This is a genomic window from Nonomuraea sp. GTA35 (assembly GCF_041950525.1).
Lineage (GTDB): Bacteria > Actinomycetota > Actinomycetes > Streptosporangiales > Streptosporangiaceae > Nonomuraea.
This window is the reverse complement of the sequence record NZ_JBGNUV010000006.1, coordinates 21,995-41,681: the sequence shown is the minus strand read 5'-3', so window position 1 is coordinate 41,681 and position 19,687 is coordinate 21,995. Positions and strand designations below refer to the sequence as shown.

The following is a 19,687-nucleotide window of genomic DNA, read 5'->3' as shown; positions in this document are numbered from 1 at the left end:
CGGCTACGACCCATGGCACCTCACTCCGGTCGGTCCCAAGCTGGCAACCCCGGACGGGACAAGCCCCGAGAATAGCAATTCGATCACCAGAATGCCCAATTTTTCGGGACTTTTGGACACGTGTCACGCCTCTGCTGGATCTTGGAGTAGGTTTCCCGGGAATCACATCGGCCACAGAGGGAGCCTGCGTTGCGCCGTCGACTCGTTGCGGCCGCCGCGCTGGTCCTCGTGGCGGCCTGCTCGACCCCCCAGGAGCCGCAGCGGGCGCCGGCGGGGGAGTCACCCTTCGTCTACGTCAAGAACACCGACATCGTCACCGAGTGGGACCCCAGCCGCTCCTACTCCAACGAGATCATCGCCTTCCAGAACGTCTACGAGACCCTCACGCTCTGGAACCCCGTCACCAAGAAGTCCGCCCCCCGCCTGGCCACGTCCTGGCGCTCCTCCGCCGACGGCCGGACCTGGACCTTCTCCCTGCGCTCAGGCGTCACCTTCCACACCGGCAGGCCACTGGACGCCGAGGCGGTCAAGGCGTCCATCGAGCGCACGATGCAGGCCAAGACCGGTGCCTCCTACATCTGGGACCCCGTCTCCTCCATCCGGGTCGAGGGGCCGCTCACGGTCACGTTCGCGCTGAAGTACCCCGTGCCGCTGGACCTGGTGGCCTCCGCCGGGTACGCGGCCTACATCTACGACACCAAGGCCGCCCCCGACCTGCCCGCGTTCTTCCGGCAGGGCAGGGACGCGGGCTCCGGCCCGTACACGGTGACGAGGTGGAACAAGGGCAAGGAGGACGAGCTCACGCTCTCGGCGTACGACGGGTACTGGGGCGGCTGGCGGCGCCCGCACTACAACACCATCAAGTACAAGGTCGTGCCCGACACCGAGCGGGCGTACCGGATGTTGCAGAGCGGCGAGGCCAGCTTCGTCGACCGGCTCGACCCGCGGCTGTTCGCCCGCGCCTCCGCCGCGCCCGGGCTGCGCACCTCCGACCGGCCGTCGTTCACGACCGCCATGATGCTGTTCAACACGGCCGCCGGGCCGATGAAGGACATCAGGGTGCGCAAGGCCGTCCAGAAGGCCATCGACTACCAGGGCCTGATCAAGGCGCTCAAGGGCTCCGTGATGCCGGCCAGCGGCGTCGTGCCGGAAGGGCTGCTCGGCCACGTGCCGGACCGCGTGCCCCAGCAGGACCTCGCCGGCGCCACCCGGCTCCTCCAGCAGGCCGGCTACGGCCCCGGCGGCCGCCCGCTGCGGCTGCGGCTGACCTACGCCGAGGGCGAGGCCGACGAGCAGGTGCTCGCCCGGCGGCTACGGGCCACGCTGCGCACGCTGAACGTCACCCTCGAAGTCAGGGGCATGCACTGGAACGCCCAGTGGGAGCTGGGCAAGAAGCGCGGCCAGGACATCTTCGTCATGTACTGGTGGCCCGACTACGCCGACGGCTACTCCTACTTCGGCCAGGTCTTCCAGAGCGCGAACCCGCCCGTGATGAACCTGTCCTACCTCAACGACCGGACCCTCGACGCGCTGCTCGGCACGCTGCCGGAGCTGACGGTGACCGACAAGCCGGCGGCGCAGCGGGCGTACGAGCAGGCCACCACGCGCGTGCTGGACCAGCGGGTGGCCGCCGCGCTGCCCTGGGTGGTCAAGTCGCGGCGGGCCTACCTGGGCGGCATCCAGGGCTACGACGACAACCCCGCCTACCCGGACGTGGTCTTCGTCTACGACCTGCGCCCGTCGGGCTGATCGCTGCCCGCTTGCGACGTGCCGCCGTCGGGCTGATCGCTCTCCACCCGTTCGCGCAGCCGCGCCCTGATCTCCTCGGGGGTGTAGGCGCGGCGCCGCCGCTCCGCCCGCGCGATCACCACTCCCGTGGCCGCCACACCCATGATTCCGGCCAATCCGAGCATCTTCCACCAGCGCATGTTGCCTAGGCTAGCCCTGTGCTGACTCTCGACGAGGCCGTCAAGGTGACGAGGACCGGCGACCTGTGGATCTTCCGCGGCCGCTCCGTGCCCGACCGCGCCATCCAGACCATGACCAACAGCCCGGTCAACCACGTGGGCATGGCCATCGTGATCGAGGACATGCCGCCGATGATGTGGCACGCCGAACTCGGCAAGTCCCTGCTCGACCTGTGGTCGGGCACCCACCAGCGCGGCGTGCAGCTCCACGACCTGCGCGAGGCCGTGACCGTGTGGGCCGACCGCTACGACCAGCGGGCCTGGCTGCGCCAGCTCGACCCCGAGGCCACCCCCGAGATGGAGGACGCGGCCCTGCGCACGGTGGCCAGGCTCGACGGCACCCCGTTCCCCTCCACCGCCCGGCTGGCCGCGCGCTGGATGCGCGGCAGGGTGCCGCGCAGGAGCCGCAGGGAGCAGACCCTGGAGAGCGCCTACTGCGCCGAGGTGGTGGCCGTCACCTACGAGGCGATGGGGCTGCTGGCCGGCGGGCGCCGCCCCAACTGGTACGACCCCGGCAGGTTCTGGAGCGGCGACGACCTGGAGCTGCTCCTGGGCCGCCGCCTGGGCAACGAGATCACCGTGGGAGTGGAGCGAACCCGGCGACCCTGACCCTGGCCGGCGGCAGCGCGGCCTCCCGCGTGGAGGCCGTCGCGCGTGCCCGGCGCACGAGCCTGATCTAATCCGGGCATGAGCTCTGTGAACGTCGCCGTGATCGGCGTCGGAAACTGCGTGTCCGCCCTGGTGCAGGGCGTCGAGCACTACCGTGACGGCGACGCCCCCGGCCTGCCGAACCCTGTCTGCGCCGGCTACGCGATCTCCCAGGTCCGTTTCACCGCCGCCTTCGACGTCGGCCGCGCCAAGCTCGGCCAGGACCTGTCGCAGGCCATCTGGACCGCGCCGAACAACGCCCGCAGGTTCGCGGACGTGCCGCACCTGGGCGTCCCCGTGGTGGAGGGCATCCTGGCCGACGGCGTCGGCCCGGGCTCGGCCGGCCTCGTCGACCCGCGCGGCGCGGCCACGCCCGCCGAGGTCGCCGCCCACCTGCGGGAGACGGGCAGCCACGTGGTGCTCAACTTCCTGCCGACCGGTGCGCAGCGCGCCGCCGAGCTCTACGCGCAGGCCGCCATCGAGGCCGGATGCGCGTTCGTGAACTGTATGCCGGCCGTGCTGGCCCGCTCGCCCGAGTGGCGCGCCCGCTTCGCCGCGGCCGGGCTGCCGCTGGTCGGCGACGACCTGAAGAGCTCGTTCGGCGCCACGCTCGTGCACCGCGCGCTGGTCGACGCCCTGACCGGCAGCGGGGTCAGCCTCACCGGAGGCCACCAGCTCCTGGGCGGCGGCAACATGGACTTCGTCAACCTGGAGGACGCCGGGCGGATGCGGAGCAAGCAGGCGACGAAGGCGACAGGCGCGGGCACGTCCATCCACGTCGGCGCCCAGTACGTCCCGTTCATGGACGACCGCAAGGTCGCCTACATCAGGCTGGACGGCGAGGGGTTCGGCGGATCCCCGCTGGAGCTGGAGCTGCGCCTGGTCGTCGAGGACTCGCCCAGCGCCGCGGGCAACGCCCTGGACGCCGCGCGGCACGCCAAGCAGGCCATGGACCGGGGCGCCGGCGGGCTGCTGGAGGAGGTGTCCGGCGCGCTGATGAAGGCGGTCTGACCCGTTGTGCTCGGCCGGGATGGACATCCGCGTGCTCGGCCCGGTCGAGGTGAGCAGGCCGAGCGGGACGTCCACGCGGGCGAGCGTGCCGCCGGCCTCGTCGTACCCGCTGCTCGGCGCCCTCGACCGGAACCTGAGCGCCCGACGAGCGCGTCCACCCGCTCGGAGTCCGCCCGCAGCACGTGGCCGGACGCGCCGGCCGCCACCCACGCGCCCCGCTCGATCATGCAGGCCGAGGGCAACCGGGTGGTGGCCGACCGCGACAACAAGGCGCTGCGGAGCGCCAAGACCGCCGGCAACCCCGGCGCCTGGCTCGCGGTCGGCAACGACGGCCGGGTCATCGTCTGCTCCAAGGACAACAGGCCCCTCTGGACCAGCCGCTGACCACGGGCGCATGTACAGGCCCGTACATGCGGGTCTCCTGCGGGTCGTGGTGGCACGCTGGAGAGATGCGCCTGGCTACCTGGAACGTGAACTCCGTCAAGGCACGGCTGCCCCGCCTGCTCGACTGGCTGGCGGAGACCGCGCCTGACATTGTGTGCCTGCAGGAGACCAAATGCCCAGCGGAGGCGTTCCCGATGGCGGAGGTGGAGGCCCTCGGATACGCCGCCGCGGCCCACGGGGACGGCCGCTGGAACGGCGTCGCCGTGCTGTCCAAGGTGGGGCTGGCGGACGTGACGCTCAGCTTCCCCGGCGAGCCCGGCTTCGGCGAGCTCGAAGGGGTCGGCGCCGCCCGCCCCGAGGCCCGCGCCATCGGCGCGACCTGCGCCGGGATGCGCGTCTGGTCCCTGTACGCGCCCAACGGCCGCACGCCCGACTCGCCCCACTACGCCTACAAGCTCGACTGGTTCGCCGCGCTGCGTGACGCGCTGGCCGCCGAGGTGGCCGCCGGGCCCGTGGTGGCCTGCGGCGACTACAACGTGGCGCCGACGGACGCCGACGTGTGGGACCCCGCCCTGTTCGCCGGGGCCACCCACGTCACGCCCGCCGAACGCCAGGCGCTGGCCGAGCTGCGTGCCCTCGGGTTGCACGACGTGGTGCCGACGCCGATGAAGGGGCCGTATCCGTTCACGTACTGGGACTATCGGGCCGGGATGTTCCACCAGAACAAGGGGATGCGGATCGACCTCGTGTACGCGAGCGGGGACGTGGCCGGGCGGGTGCGGTCGGCGTACGTGGACCGGGAGGCGCGCAAGGGGAAGGGGCCGTCGGATCACGCGCCGATCGTGGTTGACGTGGATGCATAAATATCATCACAAACCGCTGTCGGCCGAGTATCCTGTGTTCTCACAGTTTCGGGGGCGGTAAGCGACTCCAGAGGACCACAGGGGGGATTCCCGTGGAACCTGCAGATGGCCGCGTCATCTTATTCATCCTGATCGGGCTCGCCGTGTTCGCTCTCGGGCGTCGATTCCAAGCCATGATCATCATGCGTCAGGTGTACAAGCAGAGCGCCAGGCAAGTCATGGCGAGGAGGACCACCGCGCACAACGCCGCCAAGTCGATGATCGGGATCACGCTGGTCGTGATCTTCGTGATCTGGCTCGTACTCAACCTCAACCGCATCATGTAGGCGGGGCGCGCGTCGCGGGGCGCGCGTGTGTGTGGTTGCGGTGTGGTGGTCATGGCACGCTGTGCGGGCCCTTGGGCGGGGCCGCACAGCGCACCACACTCCGCCCGTTCCGAGCAGCCCTCACCCTCACCCCTCACCTTCACCCCCGCCCTCAGCGGCGTCCTCAGCGGCGGCGTATCCAGGCGCCCGCGATGGACGCCCCGATCATGGCGGCTCCCGCCACGCAGGCAGCGGCCACGCTCACGGCCCGCGTCAGCCGCACCGCACGGGGGATGTCGTGCACCTGGGGCGAGGGCCCGTCCCCCATCGTCGGCCGCTCCTCGACCCTCCCCCCGTAGACGTTCTTCCCGCCGAGCGTGACGCCGAGGGCGCCGGCGAACGCGGCCTCGCACCGTCCGGCGTTCGGGCTGGGATGGCGGTGCCCGTCCCTGCGCAGCATGGCCCGCGCGCCGCCCGGATCGGGCGCGGTCAGCACCGTGAGCACGCCGGTCAGCCGCGCCGGCACGTAGTTCGCCACGTCGTCGAGCCGGGCGGCGGCCCAGCCGAATCTCTCGTAGCGAGGGGAACGGTGCCCGATCATGGCGTCCAGCGTGTTGATCGCCCGGTACGCCAGCATCCCCGGCACCCCCGCCACCGCGCCCCAGAACAGGGGGGCCACGACGGCGTCGGAGGTGTTCTCGGCCAGCGACTCGACCGTGGCCCGCGCCAGCTCGGGGGCCTCCAGCCCGCTGGGGTCCCGGCCGCACAGGTGGGGGAGGCGGGCCCTGGCGCGTTCCAGGTCGCCGTGCTCCAGGGCGTCGGACATGTACGCGCCCTCCCTGGCCAGCGTGGTGCCGCCGAGCACGGCCCAGGTGGTCAGGGCCGTCAGGGTCGTACGGAGGACTCTGCTGCGGGAGGTCGCCCGCACCGCCAGCACGCCGAGCGTGGCCGTGCCGCCGACGCACACGGCGACGTGCAGCACGCCGCGCCGCCTGTCGTCGGCGTACAGGGCCCGCTCCAGCCGCGCCGCGCCGCGCCCGAACACCGCCACCGGGTGTGCGGGGCTCTGCGGGTCGGCGAGGAGCCGGTCGAGGGCGACGCCGAGGGCGAGCCCCAGAGGGTCATACCAAATGGGCATGAAGCTCATCTTCGTGCACATCCAGCCACGCGGCGGCCCGACGGATGCGCTCGCCGGCGCCGCCCGCCCACATCTTGGCCCAGTTGCCGCCGGCGGTGGCGCGGGTGCGCATGACGGCGTAGGAGCGGTGGAAGCGGAGCCTGGCCAGTTCCAGGAGGCGGCGGCGGTCGCGGGGCGGCACGCCGTACGCGTCACAGAACAGGCGGAGCCGGGCACCCACGTCCACAGAGCGCAGGAGAGGGGCGCGATCGACGGGGTCGGAGATGGGGGCCCAGTGGCGCAGGGTGGTCACGATGTCGAAGAGCCTGGTCGTCGGCCGGGCCAGATCGAAATCAATCAACGCGTACGGACCGGTCTCACCACCGGCGACCCCATCGGAGCGGCCACCCGAACGATGCCGAAATATCACGTTCTCGGGCGTTAAATCACAATGCCCGATCACCTCCGGCGACCGATCGTCGTTCGACCCCCCTTCCCACCCCGCCCCCGTCAGCGGAAACCCGGCGGTCGCATCGTGAAACCGCCGCAACAACCCGGCAAGCTGGGCCAAGGCCTCGTCGGTCACGCTCTCCAGCCGAAGCCCGGTCGTACCAGGAAGAAAGGTGAGGATCTCCCGGCCGAACTCGTCCATCCCCACCACCCTCGGCGCCCCGTCGAACCCGGCGGCTTCAAGGTGTCTGAGCAGGGCATGCACGGCGGGCGTGGACGTACTGGCCGGTCTGCGCACGGTGTCACCGACGCGCACCACCCCGTCTGTCACGTCCCCGCCCTGCAGGGGAATCTCATGCAGGAGCGTCGCGACCATGCCCAGACAGCTTAGACCTATTTGCCCCGTCCCCGCCTGGCCTTTTCCAACTCAGAAGGTTGCCGCCGCGGCCCGCCAGCCTGCGACTTCATGCCGATCCTGCTGTCGCCGGCCGCCTTCGTGATGACGCTGCTCGGCGGCCTCGTCGCCGACCGCACCGGCGGCCGCCGCCACCTCGTCCTCGGCTTCGCGGCCGGCGTCATGCCCGGCGTGGTCGCCTTCCGCCTCCTCCCGGAGGCCCTGGCCCTCGAACCGCTGCGCGTGCACGGCGTACTTCTGCCCATGCTCACGCTCGCCCTGGCCTTCCTCGGCATCCACATCGTGGAACGCTCGATGGGCATGCACGACGCCCACGAGACCGACTACGCCACCCACCGACACGCCCGGGCGGGCGCCGGCCTCACAGCCGGCTCGGCCCTCGTCATCCACAGCTTCCTGGACGGCGCCGCCTACCGGACGGACACCTCCCTGGCGGTGGCCGTAGCGATAGGCGTCATCGCTCACGACTTCACGGACGGCTTCAACACGTACACCGTCACCTCCCTCTACGGCAACGCCCGCCACCGCGCCCTCACCCTGGACGCCCTCGCCCCCATAGCCGGCGCCACCATCACCACCCTCCTCACCATCCCGGACGCCACCCTCGGCGCGTACCTCGGCCTTTTCGCCGGATTCCTCCTCTACCTCGCCACGTCCGATATCCTCCCTGAGGCCCATACGCCCAGACGGGCCACTGGATGGACGTTGACGGCGACCGTGCTGGGAACGCTGTTCATGTGGGGTGTGATCGGGTTGACAGACTGACACGGGGAAAACGTGTGCGTGACATGTCGCCGGATCATGCACAATAAGGCGGGAGCGCCCTTAGCTCAGCTGGATAGAGCACCGGACTTCTAATCCGACGGTCGCAGGTTCGAATCCTGCAGGGCGCGCAATCGAGACCAGGCAATCCGCGGGTTGACCTGGTCTTTTGCATGATCGCCCCGGTTGCGCCGTACGCAGGGGGAGGCCGCCGAAAGCAGCCCTGTGCCACTGCTCGCGGAACATACGCGGAATGCTCGCCGCCACGTTTTCCCAGGTCGGCAAGGGAGTTTGAGGCCCGGAACGGCGAAAGGACCCCGAGGTGTCCCGGGGTCCTGCCGTGGCTCGTGTGTCACGCCGCGAGTGCTTCCAGGATGCGCCGGTTGGCGATCTCCCGTTGGCCGTCGATGCACTTGGCGTAGACGCGGAGCATCACGTCCACGCCGTGTCCCGCTCTCTCGGCCGCTTCCGGGGCGTGCACGCCCGCGTTGAGCCAGAGCGAGACGGCCGCGTGCCGGAGGTCGTACGGTCTGCCCGCCAGGGGAGAGGCGACCTGGTCAGGAGTGAAGGCGTACGTCCGGGCTTCCTGCCAGACCTTCGCGTACGCCGAGCCCGAGATCACGCCGCCCGTGCGCGTACGGAACAGCCGGCCATCCTCGCCGACTCCGAACGCCGCGATGTGATCCCGGAGGATGGCCACCAGTTCGGGCGGGATGGGCACGGTGCGCGTGTGCTTCACGTCCCGGTGCTTCAGCCCGCGCTCGTCGTGGGCCTGCCCTGAGTCGGTGAACCGCCTGTTGCTCTGTGGCCTGGTCTTCTCCAGCGTCAGCAGCCCCCAGCCCTTCTCTGGAAGCCGGCAGTCCTTCTGCCGCAGTCCCGCCGCCTCTGCCGGACGAAGACCTCCGAAGTACATGCAGGCGAACATGGCGGCCAGCATCGGCCCTCGCGATCGCCCCACGTAGGTCACCGCGGTGAGCAGTTCACGCGCCTGGCTGGGGCTGACCACCGAGCGCCGATCGATCTCGCCGCTCACCTTGGCCTTGCGGAACTTGACCTTGTGCAGTGGATTTGCCGAAAGCTCTTCCAGCTCCACGGCGTACTCAAGCGCGTGATGGAAGACGGCCCGCTTGCGGCGGTATGTCGAGGTCGCCGCAGGCGTGCCGTCCAGGCACAGCGCCAGGGCTTCCAGCGCCGCACGGGCGTGCTTGGTCTCCTCCAGGGCGCTCAGCGGGAGTGAAGCGCCCTCCAGCCAGCGGACAGCGCGGGAGATCTCCGGTGCCGGCTCCCGCCTGCGGTCCTCGGGCAGGAAAGAGTACTCGCGCAGTGCCCGCCGGATGATCTCGTCGGACGGACGTCCGGGTACGTCGCCGACCAGGATGCGGGTGACGGTGGCGAGGGTGTCGGTCATGCCCTCGCGAGACTTCGCCGCCGCGTGAGGCCACCAAGCGTGGACGTACGCGACGGCGAAGGCATACCAGGTCCGGGCATCCTTGGCCTTGACCATCGAAGCGGGAAGACCGCTGCCCACCTCGAAGGCTTCGCCCTTCTTGGCCGCCTGCCGCAGGTCGGACAGGAAGCTTTCGGCCAGCCCTTTGGTCTTGAAGGTCTGCGACTTCTCGCGGTTGCCGACCGTCCACCGCACAGTGTGGGAGACGATCCGGGGCTTCTTATCGGGCTTGTCCGCTCTGGTGTTGGTTCGGATGTCCCAGAACTTGACCTTGTAGGAGGTGGTCATGCGGCGCTCCGGAGGGATTCGAGCCATGCGTTGAGGTCGCTGCGGTAAATGCGGAGTTCGCCGTTGGGCAGGCGGATGCCCTCTGGTGCCTTGCCGATCTCTCGCCAGCGGTAGAAGGTGCGGCGGGAGACGCCGCCGAGCTCGTCGAGGACCTGGCGGACGGTCAGTAGTTCGTCGTGCTTGGTCATGCGGCCCTCCCGACGTCCTCGGTTGCCGAAAGATCTTGTCCGGCTGCTCGGGCCTCCAGTTCGCGCAGGTGGGCGCGCCAGCGTTGGCGTTCGTGGACGGATCTGAGGAGGCGTACGGCAAGGGGTGGCACGTTGGCGTCTCCGGCCGGTACGGGGCGCCAGACGTAGCGGTGGGGGTCGATGGGCTGGTCGGTCTGGCCGAGGGCTTCCAGGACCCAGGTGCGGCGGTCCTGCTTGTGTTCGGCGAGGGTCTTGTTGCTCCACTTGCGGGAGACGAGGATGCGGCGTCCGGCGTAGCCGAGGTGTTCGGGTTTGTGGGCCTTGCTGCGGCAGCGGCCGGGCTGCATGCCGGGCTTGGCTCCCTTGGGTTGGATGCCGTAGCGGAGCCAGTTCGGGCAGGCGGGGGAGCAGGGTTCGTAGCGGAGGGCGTCCAGCATGCGGGCGGCATGCTCGCGCTGGGCCTGGCCGCCGTCGAGGGCGTCGCCGAGGGACTTGGTGAGGTACTTGGACAGGTAGCGGATGCACTGGTCGGCGTCCGGGGTGCCAGCGAGCACGCCTTGGACATTGACCTGTTCGCCGAAGCGGATGACGTGGAGCGGTTCGGCGTCTTCGTCGAGGGCGTCGAGGGCTTCGTCCCAGGTGGGCAGGACTTCGCCGGTGGCCGGGTTGAGGTAGCCGGTGCCGTCCTGCCAGGCGGGCAGATGGTCGCCGTCGAAGAGCACTTCGTCGGCCTGGGGCCACCAGACCTGGTGGTAGGTGGCGGCGGCTATCTGCTTGATCTCGGCGCGTGGGAGCGTTCCACGGATGGCCATGTGCAGGTGCGGGGCGAGCCGCTTCTGAGGCTCCACGGCGGCGAAGTACTGCACGTCGTAGCCTGCGACGCGGCGCAGGTTCTGTACGAAGCGATCGACGAGTTTGGAAAAGTGCAGGGCGTCCCGTGCGGCGCGCCGGTAGTCGTAGGTGTCGGGGTCGATGGGTGCGCCGTCGCGGACCTTGCCGTACGAGGGCAAGGTGAGCGTGACGAACAGGGACGGCCGGTAGACCTTGCCATCGCTGCCTTGGAAGGTGCGTCCAAGGGTGGTGTGGGTCATCTTGCGCTTGGGCAGGTCGGGCGCGTCCTGCCGCCGCCGGGTGGAGCGGGAGCGCTTGGCGGTTGTGCGGCCGAGGACGTTGCCGCGCATGCCTGCGGCGTTGATCTCATCGTCCAGGCCGGTGATGAGCGCGTCCAGGTCGGTGGTGTCGTCGCCGGCCTTTTCGGCGGCGTCGCGCTGGGCTTGGACGTCGGCGCGAAACTCCACCAGCCAGCGCTGTTCCTCGTTCGGTTCGTCGGGCGTGACGATGGGTTCGGCGTCGAGGTGCCAGCCCTCGCGGCACTGGGCCTTGCGGAGCTGCTTGTTGCGCTGGGCGCAGGGCGGGCACTTGCTGTCGAGGGTGGCGCCGCACGGGACGTCGATGATCTCGGTCTTGCCGGTGTGGGTGTCGAGCCGCCGGAGAGGGATGGGGCGTACGCAGACGCCGTGCTGCTTGGCGACCTCTACGAGTACGTCGCGGGCCATGGGCATGGCCTGTCGGACGGCGCGGGGGAGAGCGCGGTCTTGCGCATGGGTCATGTGGTCTTCCCTTCGTCGGGGTCGGTGACGATGAGCGCGGTCTGGCCGCATTCGGAGCACTCGACCAGGGCGCGGACAGGGTCGAGCCAGAGAACGTTCAGGGTGAGGCAGGTGGCGCAGCGAAGGCCGTGGAGCAGGTGAGTCATGCGGCCTGCCCGTAGTAGGCGACCATGGCGCGGATGTCGGTGTCGGAGACGTAGGCGGCGCGGACGCGGATCGGTTCGGGTGAGGTCTCCAGGCGCATGTACGCGACGCCCGCGCCCAGTTCCGTGACGGGTGAGATGTGGTCGGCGAGTGCGCCTCGATCGCGTGCGCCATCGCCGAGGACCATGTCCACCTGCTCCGACTCGTCGAGCCGGAGGGCGATCTTGTCGGGGAACAGGTTGCGGATGTTCATGACTTCCTTGCGTGGGTCTTGGAGTGCGGCCATGACGCCGACGCCGACCGAGCGGCCTTGGGTGGCGAGGGTGGCCAGGGCGGCGGAGATGCGCTGCCGGAGTTGCCGGTCGGGCTGGTAGGCGGTCAGGAACGCCACCTCGTCCACGAGCACCAGGACGAACGGGTCCTCGATCGTCGGGACGTGGGAGCGCTGGAGTCCGGCGAAGCGGGCGGCCCGCTTCTGCATGACGGAGACGGCCTCGTCGAGCAGGTCGGCGCAGTCGGCTGGATCGGCGGCGTAGCGGCCTTGGAACAGCTCTCGGCCGAAGGACAGCTCCATCAGCTTGGGATCCAGTGCCCATACTTCGGCCAGGCCCGCCCGCATCGCGGGAAGCAGCCCGCGGATGGTGTCCCACAGGAACGAGCCCTTGCCAGCGCCGGTCGCGCCCGCGATCAGGACGTGCGTGCCGTGGACCTTGAGCCGGAGCGGTCGGCCGTCCTCTTGTTTGCCGATCTCGACCGGTCCGACCGATGGCTCGTCCGGGATGGGAAGGGCGGGCATGGGCGCGGCGAGTGGATCGCTGCGCGGGAAGGTCAGCAGCAGTCGGCCACCCTTGACGAGCGCGACCCGGCACGAGGTGGCGCCGAAGCCTTGGGCGAGGTTGTCGATGCGGTCGGACCAGTCTTTGACCGCCTGGCCGCCGAGCATCCGGACCGTGATGCGGTCGGCCCAGCCGTCGCAGGTGACGCGGAGCATACGCGGCATGTAAACGCGACCGTTGACGCGCTTGGCCAGGCCGGAGACGTCCATGACGCCATGCCAGTGACGCCGGTAGACCGACACCAGCCGCCACCAGGCCAGCAGCCGGAAGCCGACGAGACGGGCGAAGAGATCGCCGTCGGTGCAGGCCCAGGCGAGCAGGGACAGCACGACGATGCCAAGGGTGGATGCCGCAGCAGACCAGCCGTACCAGTACCCGATGCCGCCGAGGACGACGGGGACGGCGACGGCGACCGGATGCCGCCATGTCGTGCGGACGAGGGCGGCCAGGAAGCGCCAGCCGTAGACGAGGAAGGTGATGATGGCGGGAGTCTTGAGCACGGCCGGTCGGAAGACGACGGCCGTATCCGGCGTGGTGGAGACGAGGTTGCGCGCCTCATCGCCAGGAAGCCGCTTGAACATAAGCTGGGAACCTCTCGTGATGTGGAGTCAGGGGAGAACCGAGGGGCCGCCGGAAGTTGCCGCTTCCAGCGGCCCCGCTTCGTCTCAGGCCGCCGTGCCGGTGGCGTCCTTGGCCGACTCTTCGGCGTGCAGCAGCTCGCAGTCAGCCAGATAGCGGGCGGCGGCGTTGAAGATCTCGCGGGCGATGTCCAGATCGGCGTCGGTTACCGGCCCGGCCCCAGAGGTAGAGATGTGCACGTTGGCCTCGTGGGAGACGAACTCCAGGTACGGCCGGGGATTGCTGACCAGCAGTCCGGCGCGGATCTGGAGGCGCGGCGTGTGGAAGGAGACGCCGACGTGTGGTGCGGAGTCGGGCCGCATGGACAAGGTGACGTAGGTGTAGGGCCGGTGCTCGCTCACGCCGCCATCCCCTGACCGTCGGGAAGGCCGTAGAAGCTGCGTTCCAGGGAGCGGGCGAAGCGGTGGGCCTCGCGGGCGAGCTGGCGCGCGAACTCCAGGTCTTCGGCCGTCACGGGGCCGTTGGTGGTGACCAGTACGGAGGTGGCGCCGAAGTCGAGCGCCAGGACGGGCTCACGGCGGGCGAACGGGTGGTTCATGGTGCGGGCGGCGTGCCCGGTGGTCAGCCGGATCACGCTGTTGCGCGGGGTACGGCGTCGGGTCATCAGGCGGCTTCCTTTCCGGCCTTGGCGGGCTGGGCGGTCTGGCGGGGCGCGTGCATCTCACGGACCTTGATCGAGTAGGCGAGACGTCCGGCCGCGTTGACGTACGGCGTGACCGAGATGCCGTCGAACTCGACGGGCGTGAACGGCAGCCCGGGCATGGGCTGCGGCGGCACCGGCTGAACCGGGGCCAGGATCTTGACCGCCACCGTCTTCTGGGCGGGCTTGAGGGTCGGGTCACCGTCCATGACCGCGACCTGCCAGACCAGCTCTGCGGTCTGCTTGTCGCGGGCCTGCACGAATCGGCCGCCAGCCGAGGCGTCGAAGTCCTTGACGGGCTCGACCTCGCCGACGATGTAGCAGCCGTGCGGGAAGACCATGGCGAAGGTGACGGGGATGGGGCCTTGCAGAGCCATAACGGGTTCCTCTCTTGAATGACAGGCACTCGACCTATCAAGTAGTTGCACCGTAACTCTGCGTAGCTTGCTAGGTCAAGTGACTGGGTGTGAGGTGACGGGCGTGTCACCTGTGCGATAGACAGGCGCCCAAGCCGATGACCCGGCATCTGGGGAGGATCTGATGCGAATCCTGTGGGGCTGCTCAGCCGTGGCCGTGATCGCCCCGCTGGTTGGGCTGTTCCTGCTGATCATGAAGCCGGTGTGGCGCGACGATGCCCGGCTCGACGAATTTCATGAGCGAGTGCTGGCCATCCCGCTGCCGCCTGAGACACGCAGCAATGGCGACACCGAAGCCGAATTCGGCAAGAACTCCGGTGGAAGTGGCGACTACTGCCACTATGAGATCCGACTGCCTCTCAGCACCGGCCTGTCGGCGGGGGAGATCGGTGCCTACTACCGCAAGGCCGCGATTGCCGGAGTGGAGAACGAGGCCAACGTCCGTCTGACCTGGGGCGAGGACACCGGAGACGGTAGAGCCGTCGTTGTGGAGTTCAGCGACGTCAGCTCTAGCGATTGGGACCACCGCTGCACATAGACGGCAGCCCGATCACGTGGTCGGGTAGGCGTCTTCCAACTCGTGCCGGTCAGCAGGGAGCAGGACCTCGACGACAGCAAGGGGCCGGCCGGAGGCATCACGGACGGCGCCGAAGACTGCCAGGAGCGGGATGTTCTTGGGCATGGCCAGTTGCTTGGCCTCGTCGGACGCGGGCATGCGCGCGGTGATCTGCTCCACGATGTGGTCGAACCGGATGCCCTTACGTGCCTGGAGATGCTCCCGGAACCCCTGTCGCAACGGCTCACCGCTGGTGAGGTCCGTACCTCCGGAGAGATCCAACGGCAGCCAGAGCGACACCAACTCGGTCGGCTCGCCGTCACGCACGATGAGCCGCCGCCGGACGAACACCTTGCTCTTGGGCTGCACGTCTAGCAGCAGACCGACGCGGTTCGGGACGGCCACAGCGCCCACTTCGACAACCTCGCCGGTAGTGTCGGCCTCCGGCTTGGTCAGGTACGCCTGTCCAGGCCGCTTCTGCTCAATGGAGGCCATGGCCGGACGGCCGCGCACGAAGCGCCCCTTGCCCTGTTGGGACTCGATCCAGCCCTGCTCACGCAGCACGCGCAGGGCGGCGACCACGGTGGGACGGGAGACACCGAACTCTTGGATGAGCTGGTTCTCACTGGGGAGAAGCGTGCCCGGTGGGTAGTCTCCTGCCTCAATGCGCCTCTGAAGAGTCTGGACAAGCTGCGCATACTTAGGCGGCACGGACTCTAGCGACATCATGACCGTCCAACAGCCGACAGGTTGTTTTACCAAGTTTGAGAGTAACCGGCCAGCCACAGCCTGTCCACGCTGTTGCGACAAGGCGGGGAGCCGTACGGACAGAACCGGCAGGCAGCACAGCAGCCGGGCGGGGAAAGGACGCCGCGGGGGCTACCACTGCAACTGCCTGCCGGGAGCGGCGCGACGAGACGAGGCGGCGGCGTCCCTACCCCCTCCGATAGGGAACGCGCTCGTCTTGCCGCGCCGGTCATCACCTGGCGATGTACTCAGCCAGGAGCTTTGCCGCACCCTCCGGATCACTGGTCGGGTGCCGTTGCTCGGCGCTCTGCCAGGAGTAGTAGGCCCCGCCGAACCCGACGAACACCCACACCGGCATCCCCGGCTCACGCTTGTGCACCATGAGCGCGGTGTTGTTGTCCCGCAACTCGGCGTTGACACCGAGGTTCGTGAGCTGGTCGCGCAGCCGGACGAGCATGTCGCCCTCTTCCCGGTTCTGCGGGAAGTTCAGCGCCGCTTGCATGATCGAGTTCATTTCCCGTTCCCTTCGGCCTGGCCGCCTCCGAGGCAGTCGAGACACTCCCGCTCCTCACTAGGGGTCTGATCTGTGTCGCAGTCGCCGATGAGGAGCGCACGGCGCGAGTCGCGCAGCTTGATCCCGCGTCCCCGGCAGCCGGGGCACGGCGACGTCTTGCTTGTCTCGTCTGGCCGGATCACCGTCGCCATCTCCTCGTTCATCCGGCGTTCCCTGTGGCAGGAGGCCGCGTGACGTACCGTGGTTGATTGATGACAAGTCCACCGGCAACCGAGTCTGAGCAGGACCCCTGAACGGCCCCCTCATTTCCCCTTTCGAGCCCCCAGCCGGGAGGAAGACCCGAAGATGCCCGACTACATCCCGAACGTCCGCCTCCGCGCCTGGCGCAACGAGCACCGGCTCACCCGCGCGGACATGGCCGACCGCATCAACGCCACACCAGTAGGCATCGCCGAACGCCTGACGTGTGATGAGGAACGGGTCCGTCGCTGGGAGGCCGGCGAAGTCCGTTGGCCACGTACGCCGTACCGGCTGGCACTCACCCAATTGACCGGGCTGGAGCCAGAAGCGCTCGGGTTCTCTCAGACCAAGCAGACCGGCGGCGGCCTCATCGAGGCCCGCGTGATCCCCGCCGACGCCCTCCGTGCCGAGGCCGACCTGTACGGCACCATGGAACTCGCCCAGCAACTCCAGGGATCCGACGTAGGAACCGGAACCCTGGAGGCCCTTGCCGAGGCCGTCGATCTGCTATGCCGCGCCTACCCCGTCGTGCCCGCAGGCACGCTACGGGACCGCACCCAAAAGCGCCTCGCCCAGATCAACCGCCTGCTCGCCGGACGCCTCACCCTGGACCAGCACCGCGAACTGCTCGTGATCACCGGCTGGCTGACAGCTCTGCTGGGCTGCGTCCACTACGACCTGGGCGAGAGAGAAGAGGCCGAAACGGCCCGACGCGCCGCCTTCGAGATGGGCCGCCAGGTAGGACACGGCGAACTCATGGGCTGGGCACACGAAATGTCAGCCTGGTTCGCCCTCGTCGAAGGCCGCTACGAAGACGTCGTCGCCGCCGCCCGCATGGGCCAAGCCGTCGCCGGCACCAGCAGCGCCATGGTCCAACTCACCCTCCAAGAAGCCCGCGGCCTGGCCCGCATCGGAGACCGCCGCGAAGCCGACCGCGCCCTGACCCGCGGAGCCGAAGTCCTCGGCAGCCTGCCCATGCCCGAGCACCCCGACCACCACTTCGTCTTCGACCACGCCAAGTGGATCTTCTACGCCGCTACCTGCTACACCTGGCTCGCCGACGACGACCGTGCAGAGGAACACGCCCGCGAAACCATCCAGATGCACACCCGCCCGGACGGCACCTCCAACGCCCCCATGCGTGTCGCCGACGCGCACATAGATCTCGGCATCATCCACGCCCGGCGCGGCGACCTCGACGCGGCTGTCGATGAGGGCCTGGCTGCCTTCGACATCGACCGACGATCCCTCACTGATTTGGTTAATCGCGCTGGCGACCTCGACCGTGTCCTGCAGCAGCGTTACCGCAAAGATGCACTTGCCACTGAATTCCACGAACGATTTATGACTGCACGGCGAGCACTCGCGAACCGGCGTCCAGAGTTGCTTGAGTAACAAGATAAGCCGTCTCGCAGTTCGACCAGCAGCTAGAATCTTAGAGCCGCGTATGCTGCTCGTGTTCTCTTGAGGGCCATCAACACGGTGAGCATCAAGTGCACTAACAGCGTAGTGATAATAGCTGATAGAAAACTGTTGATTGGCTGATTGTTCTCGCGTATTGCTGCTGCTGCGATCAAAAAAGCGGTAGTTATAATGCCGATCAATATCGAGTAGCTTACATTGGCCTGTAGTTGGTCGATCAGCGTTGCCAATTTTCCTGACTTGGGAAGACGGGGATCATCATTGACGCGTAGGCCCATGCTGAAAATGTGTATGAGTAACCCGAAGAGAAGGGCGGTGAAAACAGCTATTCCTGCAAGTATGCTCGCGGGGTCTTGCATTTTGAAATCAAATAAGTAGCACGCTATTCCAATGGCTAGCGGAAATGCATAGAAAGAAAGATAATCTTGACGCCGTAGCTCGTTGGTACGCTGATCTCTGAATGTATCAAGGTGATCTTCTACGAGGGGCAGGATGGACCATTTAGCACTCATCTCTCACCGCCTCCATCTGGACCGCTTTGGCCTGCTTGGTCCAAGAGCCCAGTTTCCAATTCGATGGTAACCCAAGCTCTAGCGATTGTGCCAGCGTCAGGGCCAACTCGGTCATGTAGTCGTAGACGGCCTCATCGGGAGGGCGATCCTCGTTGGAGGTCTTGATTGGATAGACGAGAGTGGGGAGTCCATCCTTGCCAAGTACGATCTCTCTCTGCTGGTCTCCATCAGTCAGTTGAAGGCGAATCTCGTCGGCCTCAACCTCGTCGCGCAGTCCCAATATCTGAGTTTCGGGCTTGAGGGAACGATCCATTAGGGGGGATATAAGCTGCCTGGCAAGACCGCTGGAGCGAAGGGGCTTGACAGTGTATTCCAGCCTGCCGATATAAGTTTCACCGATCCCGGTGATTGCGTCGGCCAGGTCGTGGTTCCTTGAATACCGGACCACTTTAATCTGTGTAAGGCGAGCACGCTCCATAAATCTCTTCCAGGCAGCCTCCTCTGTTAATCCTTCCTTGTGTAGAATCAGCCCTTCGTCATGGAATCGCTTCCGGAAGGCCTTCGTGAGGTGGCGCAGGAAAATGCTCGCAGCCCCTCTCCCGCTGCATCTCTCCGCCAGAAGTAGTGCGGTGTTCGAACTGGGAGGAACGATGATCATATTGCGTACGTGAACCACTGCGGACTCATCCACGCCGAATCGATGAGTGCGTCGGTTTGTGCGGACATTCTTTACGGCGCCTTCGAAGCCGAACCTGCCGTACTCAGCGCCAAAGGATATGGACCTGCCTTGAATGGTGATGTTCTCTGTCGAGAGATAGTGACCGAATTGTTCTTCTATGATCGCGCTGGTCTGGATGCTTTTAAGGAACCCGTGTATTAGATGTAGTAGATCAAGGCCGCGTCCATCCATGTCTCCTAGATTGAGAAACTTCTTGTTCTGGCGAAATGGTGCGACTTTGAGCCCGTATGCTGCGACCGAATAGCGTGTCATGTGAAGCCTTCCAAGCCAGACATATGTACTGCTATATGGCATATCGGCAGGAGTGAGTCATACGTTACATCTATTGCATCATATGTCAATCTCTGAAGTCTTCTTCAGTCATCTCAATGATCTCCACGAGGCCACTTGCGTCACTGGCGCTGCCCGCTCGGCGAAGTAGGAGAATCGCCCAAGGATTGAGGTCGCTGTCATCAGCTCATTGCTGTTCGGGCAGTGAGACGAACCAGAGCGCAAGGTCGCCCCATCCGGAGCGCGGGCCAGACGCACGGCAACACGTATCGACGACGGTGTGTCGTTGCTGAATTGCTCTCATAGAGATCAAGCGGCGGCGCGGCGCGCCGCCGTACCCCGGCCCTCCGCCCGCCCGCCGCCCGGGCGTGCGGCCTGGGGGCCGGTCCCGGACGGCGGCGGGACACCGGGCCGGGGCCGCACGGCAGTCGCGTCGTACCGGCCGGACTCGCTAGAGCCGGGTTGCCGCGCCGCCGCACAGATGCAGCCCTTACGATCGCCACGGCATGGTCGATCGCCGTACGTGCTCGGGGGCGATCGACGATCCAGGGTTCGTT

24 protein-coding genes and 1 tRNA gene are annotated in these 19,687 nt (G+C 67.7%); 10 read left to right on the top strand and 15 right to left on the bottom strand.

Going from position 1 to position 19,687, the window contains the following annotated elements:
- Positions 1 to 189: 189 nt before the first annotated feature.
- Complete coding sequence (locus ACBJ32_RS26705) at positions 190 to 1,749, top strand: ABC transporter substrate-binding protein (RefSeq protein ID WP_375129036.1); 1,560 nt, start codon at positions 190 to 192, stop codon at positions 1,747 to 1,749.
- Here the strand turns inward: ACBJ32_RS26705 and ACBJ32_RS26700 are convergent.
- Positions 1,725 to 1,928, bottom strand: coding sequence for a hypothetical protein (locus ACBJ32_RS26700; protein ID WP_357873078.1), 204 nt, complete (start codon positions 1,926 to 1,928; stop codon positions 1,725 to 1,727). The genes ACBJ32_RS26705 and ACBJ32_RS26700 overlap by 25 nt on opposite strands.
- Before the next feature lie 21 nt (positions 1,929 to 1,949).
- Between ACBJ32_RS26700 and ACBJ32_RS26695 the strand changes: the two genes are divergently transcribed.
- The 5 genes from ACBJ32_RS26695 (at position 1,950) to ACBJ32_RS26675 (ending at position 5,199) form a co-directional block, all read left to right on the top strand.
- A complete protein-coding gene (locus ACBJ32_RS26695) occupies positions 1,950 to 2,576 on the top strand; it encodes a hypothetical protein (RefSeq protein ID WP_375129435.1) in 627 nt (208 codons plus the stop codon).
- A 78-nt stretch (positions 2,577 to 2,654) separates the two neighbouring features.
- On the top strand, positions 2,655 to 3,626 hold the full coding sequence (locus tag ACBJ32_RS26690; RefSeq protein ID WP_375129035.1) for an inositol-3-phosphate synthase: 972 nt from the start codon (positions 2,655 to 2,657) through the stop codon (positions 3,624 to 3,626).
- A 225-nt stretch (positions 3,627 to 3,851) separates the two neighbouring features.
- Positions 3,852 to 4,010, top strand: a complete 159-nt coding sequence (locus ACBJ32_RS26685; protein ID WP_375129034.1) for a hypothetical protein — start codon at positions 3,852 to 3,854, stop codon at positions 4,008 to 4,010.
- Between the two features lie 65 nt (positions 4,011 to 4,075).
- The gene (locus tag ACBJ32_RS26680) at positions 4,076 to 4,873 is read left to right on the top strand and encodes an exodeoxyribonuclease III (RefSeq protein ID WP_375129033.1); all 798 of its coding nucleotides are present in this window, start codon (positions 4,076 to 4,078) and stop codon (positions 4,871 to 4,873) included.
- Between the two features lie 173 nt (positions 4,874 to 5,046).
- Complete coding sequence (locus tag ACBJ32_RS26675; RefSeq protein ID WP_357873031.1) at positions 5,047 to 5,199, top strand: hypothetical protein; 153 nt, start codon at positions 5,047 to 5,049, stop codon at positions 5,197 to 5,199.
- Positions 5,200 to 5,362: 163 nt separating this feature from the next.
- On the opposite strand, the gene ACBJ32_RS26670 is transcribed toward ACBJ32_RS26675, so the two are convergent.
- Both ACBJ32_RS26670 and ACBJ32_RS26665 read right to left on the bottom strand, forming a co-directional pair.
- Positions 5,363 to 6,316 carry a cobalamin biosynthesis protein gene (locus tag ACBJ32_RS26670; RefSeq protein WP_375129032.1) on the bottom strand — a complete coding sequence of 318 codons (954 nt, stop codon included), beginning with the start codon at positions 6,314 to 6,316 and terminating at the stop codon, positions 5,363 to 5,365.
- Positions 6,300 to 7,121, bottom strand: a complete 822-nt coding sequence (locus tag ACBJ32_RS26665; protein ID WP_357873035.1) for a phosphotransferase — start codon at positions 7,119 to 7,121, stop codon at positions 6,300 to 6,302. Before ACBJ32_RS26665 ends, ACBJ32_RS26670 begins: the two co-directional genes overlap by 17 nt.
- A gap of 90 nt (positions 7,122 to 7,211) precedes the next feature.
- Here ACBJ32_RS26665 and ACBJ32_RS26660 point away from each other — a divergent pair, with 90 nt between their 5' ends.
- Entirely contained in the window at positions 7,212 to 7,925 is a 714-nt protein-coding gene (locus ACBJ32_RS26660) for a ZIP family metal transporter (RefSeq protein WP_375129031.1), read from the top strand.
- 54 nt (positions 7,926 to 7,979) lie between these two features.
- A tRNA-Arg gene (locus ACBJ32_RS26655) sits at positions 7,980 to 8,053 on the top strand.
- A 221-nt stretch (positions 8,054 to 8,274) separates the two neighbouring features.
- Here ACBJ32_RS26655 and ACBJ32_RS26650 read toward each other — a convergent pair.
- From ACBJ32_RS26650 to ACBJ32_RS26615, 8 genes are all read right to left on the bottom strand, one after another.
- A complete protein-coding gene (locus ACBJ32_RS26650) occupies positions 8,275 to 9,657 on the bottom strand; it encodes a tyrosine-type recombinase/integrase (protein WP_375129030.1) in 1,383 nt (460 codons plus the stop codon).
- On the bottom strand, positions 9,654 to 9,845 hold the full coding sequence (locus tag ACBJ32_RS26645) for an AlpA family transcriptional regulator (protein ID WP_168009989.1): 192 nt from the start codon (positions 9,843 to 9,845) through the stop codon (positions 9,654 to 9,656). Before ACBJ32_RS26645 ends, ACBJ32_RS26650 begins: the two co-directional genes overlap by 4 nt.
- Positions 9,842 to 11,455 (bottom strand): replication initiator, encoded by a 1,614-nt coding sequence (locus tag ACBJ32_RS26640; protein WP_375129029.1) that lies wholly within the window; start codon positions 11,453 to 11,455, stop codon positions 9,842 to 9,844. The genes ACBJ32_RS26645 and ACBJ32_RS26640 overlap by 4 nt, the downstream gene beginning before the upstream one ends.
- Positions 11,452 to 11,601 carry a hypothetical protein gene (locus tag ACBJ32_RS26635; RefSeq protein WP_375129028.1) on the bottom strand — a complete coding sequence of 50 codons (150 nt, stop codon included), beginning with the start codon at positions 11,599 to 11,601 and terminating at the stop codon, positions 11,452 to 11,454. The genes ACBJ32_RS26640 and ACBJ32_RS26635 overlap by 4 nt, the downstream gene beginning before the upstream one ends.
- Positions 11,598 to 13,016 carry an FtsK/SpoIIIE domain-containing protein gene (locus ACBJ32_RS26630; RefSeq protein ID WP_375129027.1) on the bottom strand — a complete coding sequence of 473 codons (1,419 nt, stop codon included), beginning with the start codon at positions 13,014 to 13,016 and terminating at the stop codon, positions 11,598 to 11,600. The genes ACBJ32_RS26635 and ACBJ32_RS26630 overlap by 4 nt, the downstream gene beginning before the upstream one ends.
- An 84-nt stretch (positions 13,017 to 13,100) precedes the next feature.
- A complete protein-coding gene (locus ACBJ32_RS26625; RefSeq protein WP_375129026.1) occupies positions 13,101 to 13,415 on the bottom strand; it encodes a hypothetical protein in 315 nt (104 codons plus the stop codon).
- Entirely contained in the window at positions 13,412 to 13,678 is a 267-nt protein-coding gene (locus ACBJ32_RS26620) for a hypothetical protein (protein ID WP_375129025.1), read from the bottom strand. Before ACBJ32_RS26620 ends, ACBJ32_RS26625 begins: the two co-directional genes overlap by 4 nt.
- Positions 13,678 to 14,091, bottom strand: coding sequence for a plasmid replication, integration and excision activator (locus ACBJ32_RS26615; RefSeq protein ID WP_375129024.1), 414 nt, complete (start codon positions 14,089 to 14,091; stop codon positions 13,678 to 13,680). The genes ACBJ32_RS26620 and ACBJ32_RS26615 overlap by 1 nt, the downstream gene beginning before the upstream one ends.
- 163 nt (positions 14,092 to 14,254) lie before the next feature.
- On the opposite strand from ACBJ32_RS26615, the gene ACBJ32_RS26610 reads away from it, so the two are divergent.
- Positions 14,255 to 14,668, top strand: a complete 414-nt coding sequence (locus tag ACBJ32_RS26610; protein ID WP_375129023.1) for a hypothetical protein — start codon at positions 14,255 to 14,257, stop codon at positions 14,666 to 14,668.
- 12 nt (positions 14,669 to 14,680) lie between these two features.
- Here ACBJ32_RS26610 and ACBJ32_RS26605 read toward each other — a convergent pair whose 3' ends face one another.
- The gene (locus ACBJ32_RS26605; RefSeq protein WP_375129434.1) at positions 14,681 to 15,412 is read right to left on the bottom strand and encodes a GntR family transcriptional regulator; all 732 of its coding nucleotides are present in this window, start codon (positions 15,410 to 15,412) and stop codon (positions 14,681 to 14,683) included.
- Between the two features lie 253 nt (positions 15,413 to 15,665).
- Positions 15,666 to 15,947 carry a hypothetical protein gene (locus tag ACBJ32_RS26600; RefSeq protein WP_375129022.1) on the bottom strand — a complete coding sequence of 94 codons (282 nt, stop codon included), beginning with the start codon at positions 15,945 to 15,947 and terminating at the stop codon, positions 15,666 to 15,668.
- A gap of 345 nt (positions 15,948 to 16,292) precedes the next feature.
- Here ACBJ32_RS26600 and ACBJ32_RS26595 point away from each other — a divergent pair, with 345 nt between their 5' ends.
- Entirely contained in the window at positions 16,293 to 17,582 is a 1,290-nt protein-coding gene (locus tag ACBJ32_RS26595; protein WP_375129021.1) for an XRE family transcriptional regulator, read from the top strand.
- Positions 17,583 to 17,614: 32 nt separating this feature from the next.
- Here ACBJ32_RS26595 and ACBJ32_RS26590 read toward each other — a convergent pair whose 3' ends face one another.
- Both ACBJ32_RS26590 and ACBJ32_RS26585 read right to left on the bottom strand, forming a co-directional pair.
- Entirely contained in the window at positions 17,615 to 18,121 is a 507-nt protein-coding gene (locus ACBJ32_RS26590) for a hypothetical protein (RefSeq protein ID WP_138672186.1), read from the bottom strand.
- Positions 18,111 to 19,112, bottom strand: coding sequence for a hypothetical protein (locus ACBJ32_RS26585; protein WP_375129020.1), 1,002 nt, complete (start codon positions 19,110 to 19,112; stop codon positions 18,111 to 18,113). Before ACBJ32_RS26585 ends, ACBJ32_RS26590 begins: the two co-directional genes overlap by 11 nt.
- Positions 19,113 to 19,687: the final 575 nt, after the last annotated feature.

What these genes read in the sequence shown, in the direction of transcription:
- ACBJ32_RS26600 (WP_375129022.1), bottom strand. Translation starts at nt 15,947, where the DNA reads ATGAACTCGATCATGCAAGCGGCGCTGAACTTCCCGCAGAACCGGGAA.
- ACBJ32_RS26645 (WP_168009989.1), bottom strand. Translation starts at nt 9,845, where the DNA reads ATGACCAAGCACGACGAACTACTGACCGTCCGCCAGGTCCTCGACGAG.
- ACBJ32_RS26595 (WP_375129021.1), top strand. Translation starts at nt 16,293, where the DNA reads ATGCCCGACTACATCCCGAACGTCCGCCTCCGCGCCTGGCGCAACGAG.
- ACBJ32_RS26635 (WP_375129028.1), bottom strand. Translation starts at nt 11,601, where the DNA reads ATGACTCACCTGCTCCACGGCCTTCGCTGCGCCACCTGCCTCACCCTG.
- ACBJ32_RS26665 (WP_357873035.1), bottom strand. Translation starts at nt 7,121, where the DNA reads ATGGTCGCGACGCTCCTGCATGAGATTCCCCTGCAGGGCGGGGACGTG.
- ACBJ32_RS26605 (WP_375129434.1), bottom strand. Translation starts at nt 15,412, where the DNA reads ATGTCGCTAGAGTCCGTGCCGCCTAAGTATGCGCAGCTTGTCCAGACT.
- ACBJ32_RS26690 (WP_375129035.1), top strand. Translation starts at nt 2,655, where the DNA reads ATGAGCTCTGTGAACGTCGCCGTGATCGGCGTCGGAAACTGCGTGTCC.
- ACBJ32_RS26620 (WP_375129025.1), bottom strand. Translation starts at nt 13,678, where the DNA reads ATGACCCGACGCCGTACCCCGCGCAACAGCGTGATCCGGCTGACCACC.
- ACBJ32_RS26585 (WP_375129020.1), bottom strand. Translation starts at nt 19,112, where the DNA reads ATGACACGCTATTCGGTCGCAGCATACGGGCTCAAAGTCGCACCATTT.
- ACBJ32_RS26630 (WP_375129027.1), bottom strand. Translation starts at nt 13,016, where the DNA reads ATGTTCAAGCGGCTTCCTGGCGATGAGGCGCGCAACCTCGTCTCCACC.
- ACBJ32_RS26650 (WP_375129030.1), bottom strand. Translation starts at nt 9,657, where the DNA reads ATGACCACCTCCTACAAGGTCAAGTTCTGGGACATCCGAACCAACACC.
- ACBJ32_RS26685 (WP_375129034.1), top strand. Translation starts at nt 3,852, where the DNA reads ATGCAGGCCGAGGGCAACCGGGTGGTGGCCGACCGCGACAACAAGGCG.
- ACBJ32_RS26610 (WP_375129023.1), top strand. Translation starts at nt 14,255, where the DNA reads ATGCGAATCCTGTGGGGCTGCTCAGCCGTGGCCGTGATCGCCCCGCTG.
- ACBJ32_RS26670 (WP_375129032.1), bottom strand. Translation starts at nt 6,316, where the DNA reads ATGCCCATTTGGTATGACCCTCTGGGGCTCGCCCTCGGCGTCGCCCTC.
- ACBJ32_RS26680 (WP_375129033.1), top strand. Translation starts at nt 4,076, where the DNA reads ATGCGCCTGGCTACCTGGAACGTGAACTCCGTCAAGGCACGGCTGCCC.
- ACBJ32_RS26640 (WP_375129029.1), bottom strand. Translation starts at nt 11,455, where the DNA reads ATGACCCATGCGCAAGACCGCGCTCTCCCCCGCGCCGTCCGACAGGCC.
- ACBJ32_RS26675 (WP_357873031.1), top strand. Translation starts at nt 5,047, where the DNA reads ATGATCATCATGCGTCAGGTGTACAAGCAGAGCGCCAGGCAAGTCATG.
- ACBJ32_RS26590 (WP_138672186.1), bottom strand. Translation starts at nt 18,121, where the DNA reads ATGAGTGCTAAATGGTCCATCCTGCCCCTCGTAGAAGATCACCTTGAT.
- ACBJ32_RS26700 (WP_357873078.1), bottom strand. Translation starts at nt 1,928, where the DNA reads ATGCGCTGGTGGAAGATGCTCGGATTGGCCGGAATCATGGGTGTGGCG.
- ACBJ32_RS26660 (WP_375129031.1), top strand. Translation starts at nt 7,212, where the DNA reads ATGCCGATCCTGCTGTCGCCGGCCGCCTTCGTGATGACGCTGCTCGGC.
- ACBJ32_RS26615 (WP_375129024.1), bottom strand. Translation starts at nt 14,091, where the DNA reads ATGGCTCTGCAAGGCCCCATCCCCGTCACCTTCGCCATGGTCTTCCCG.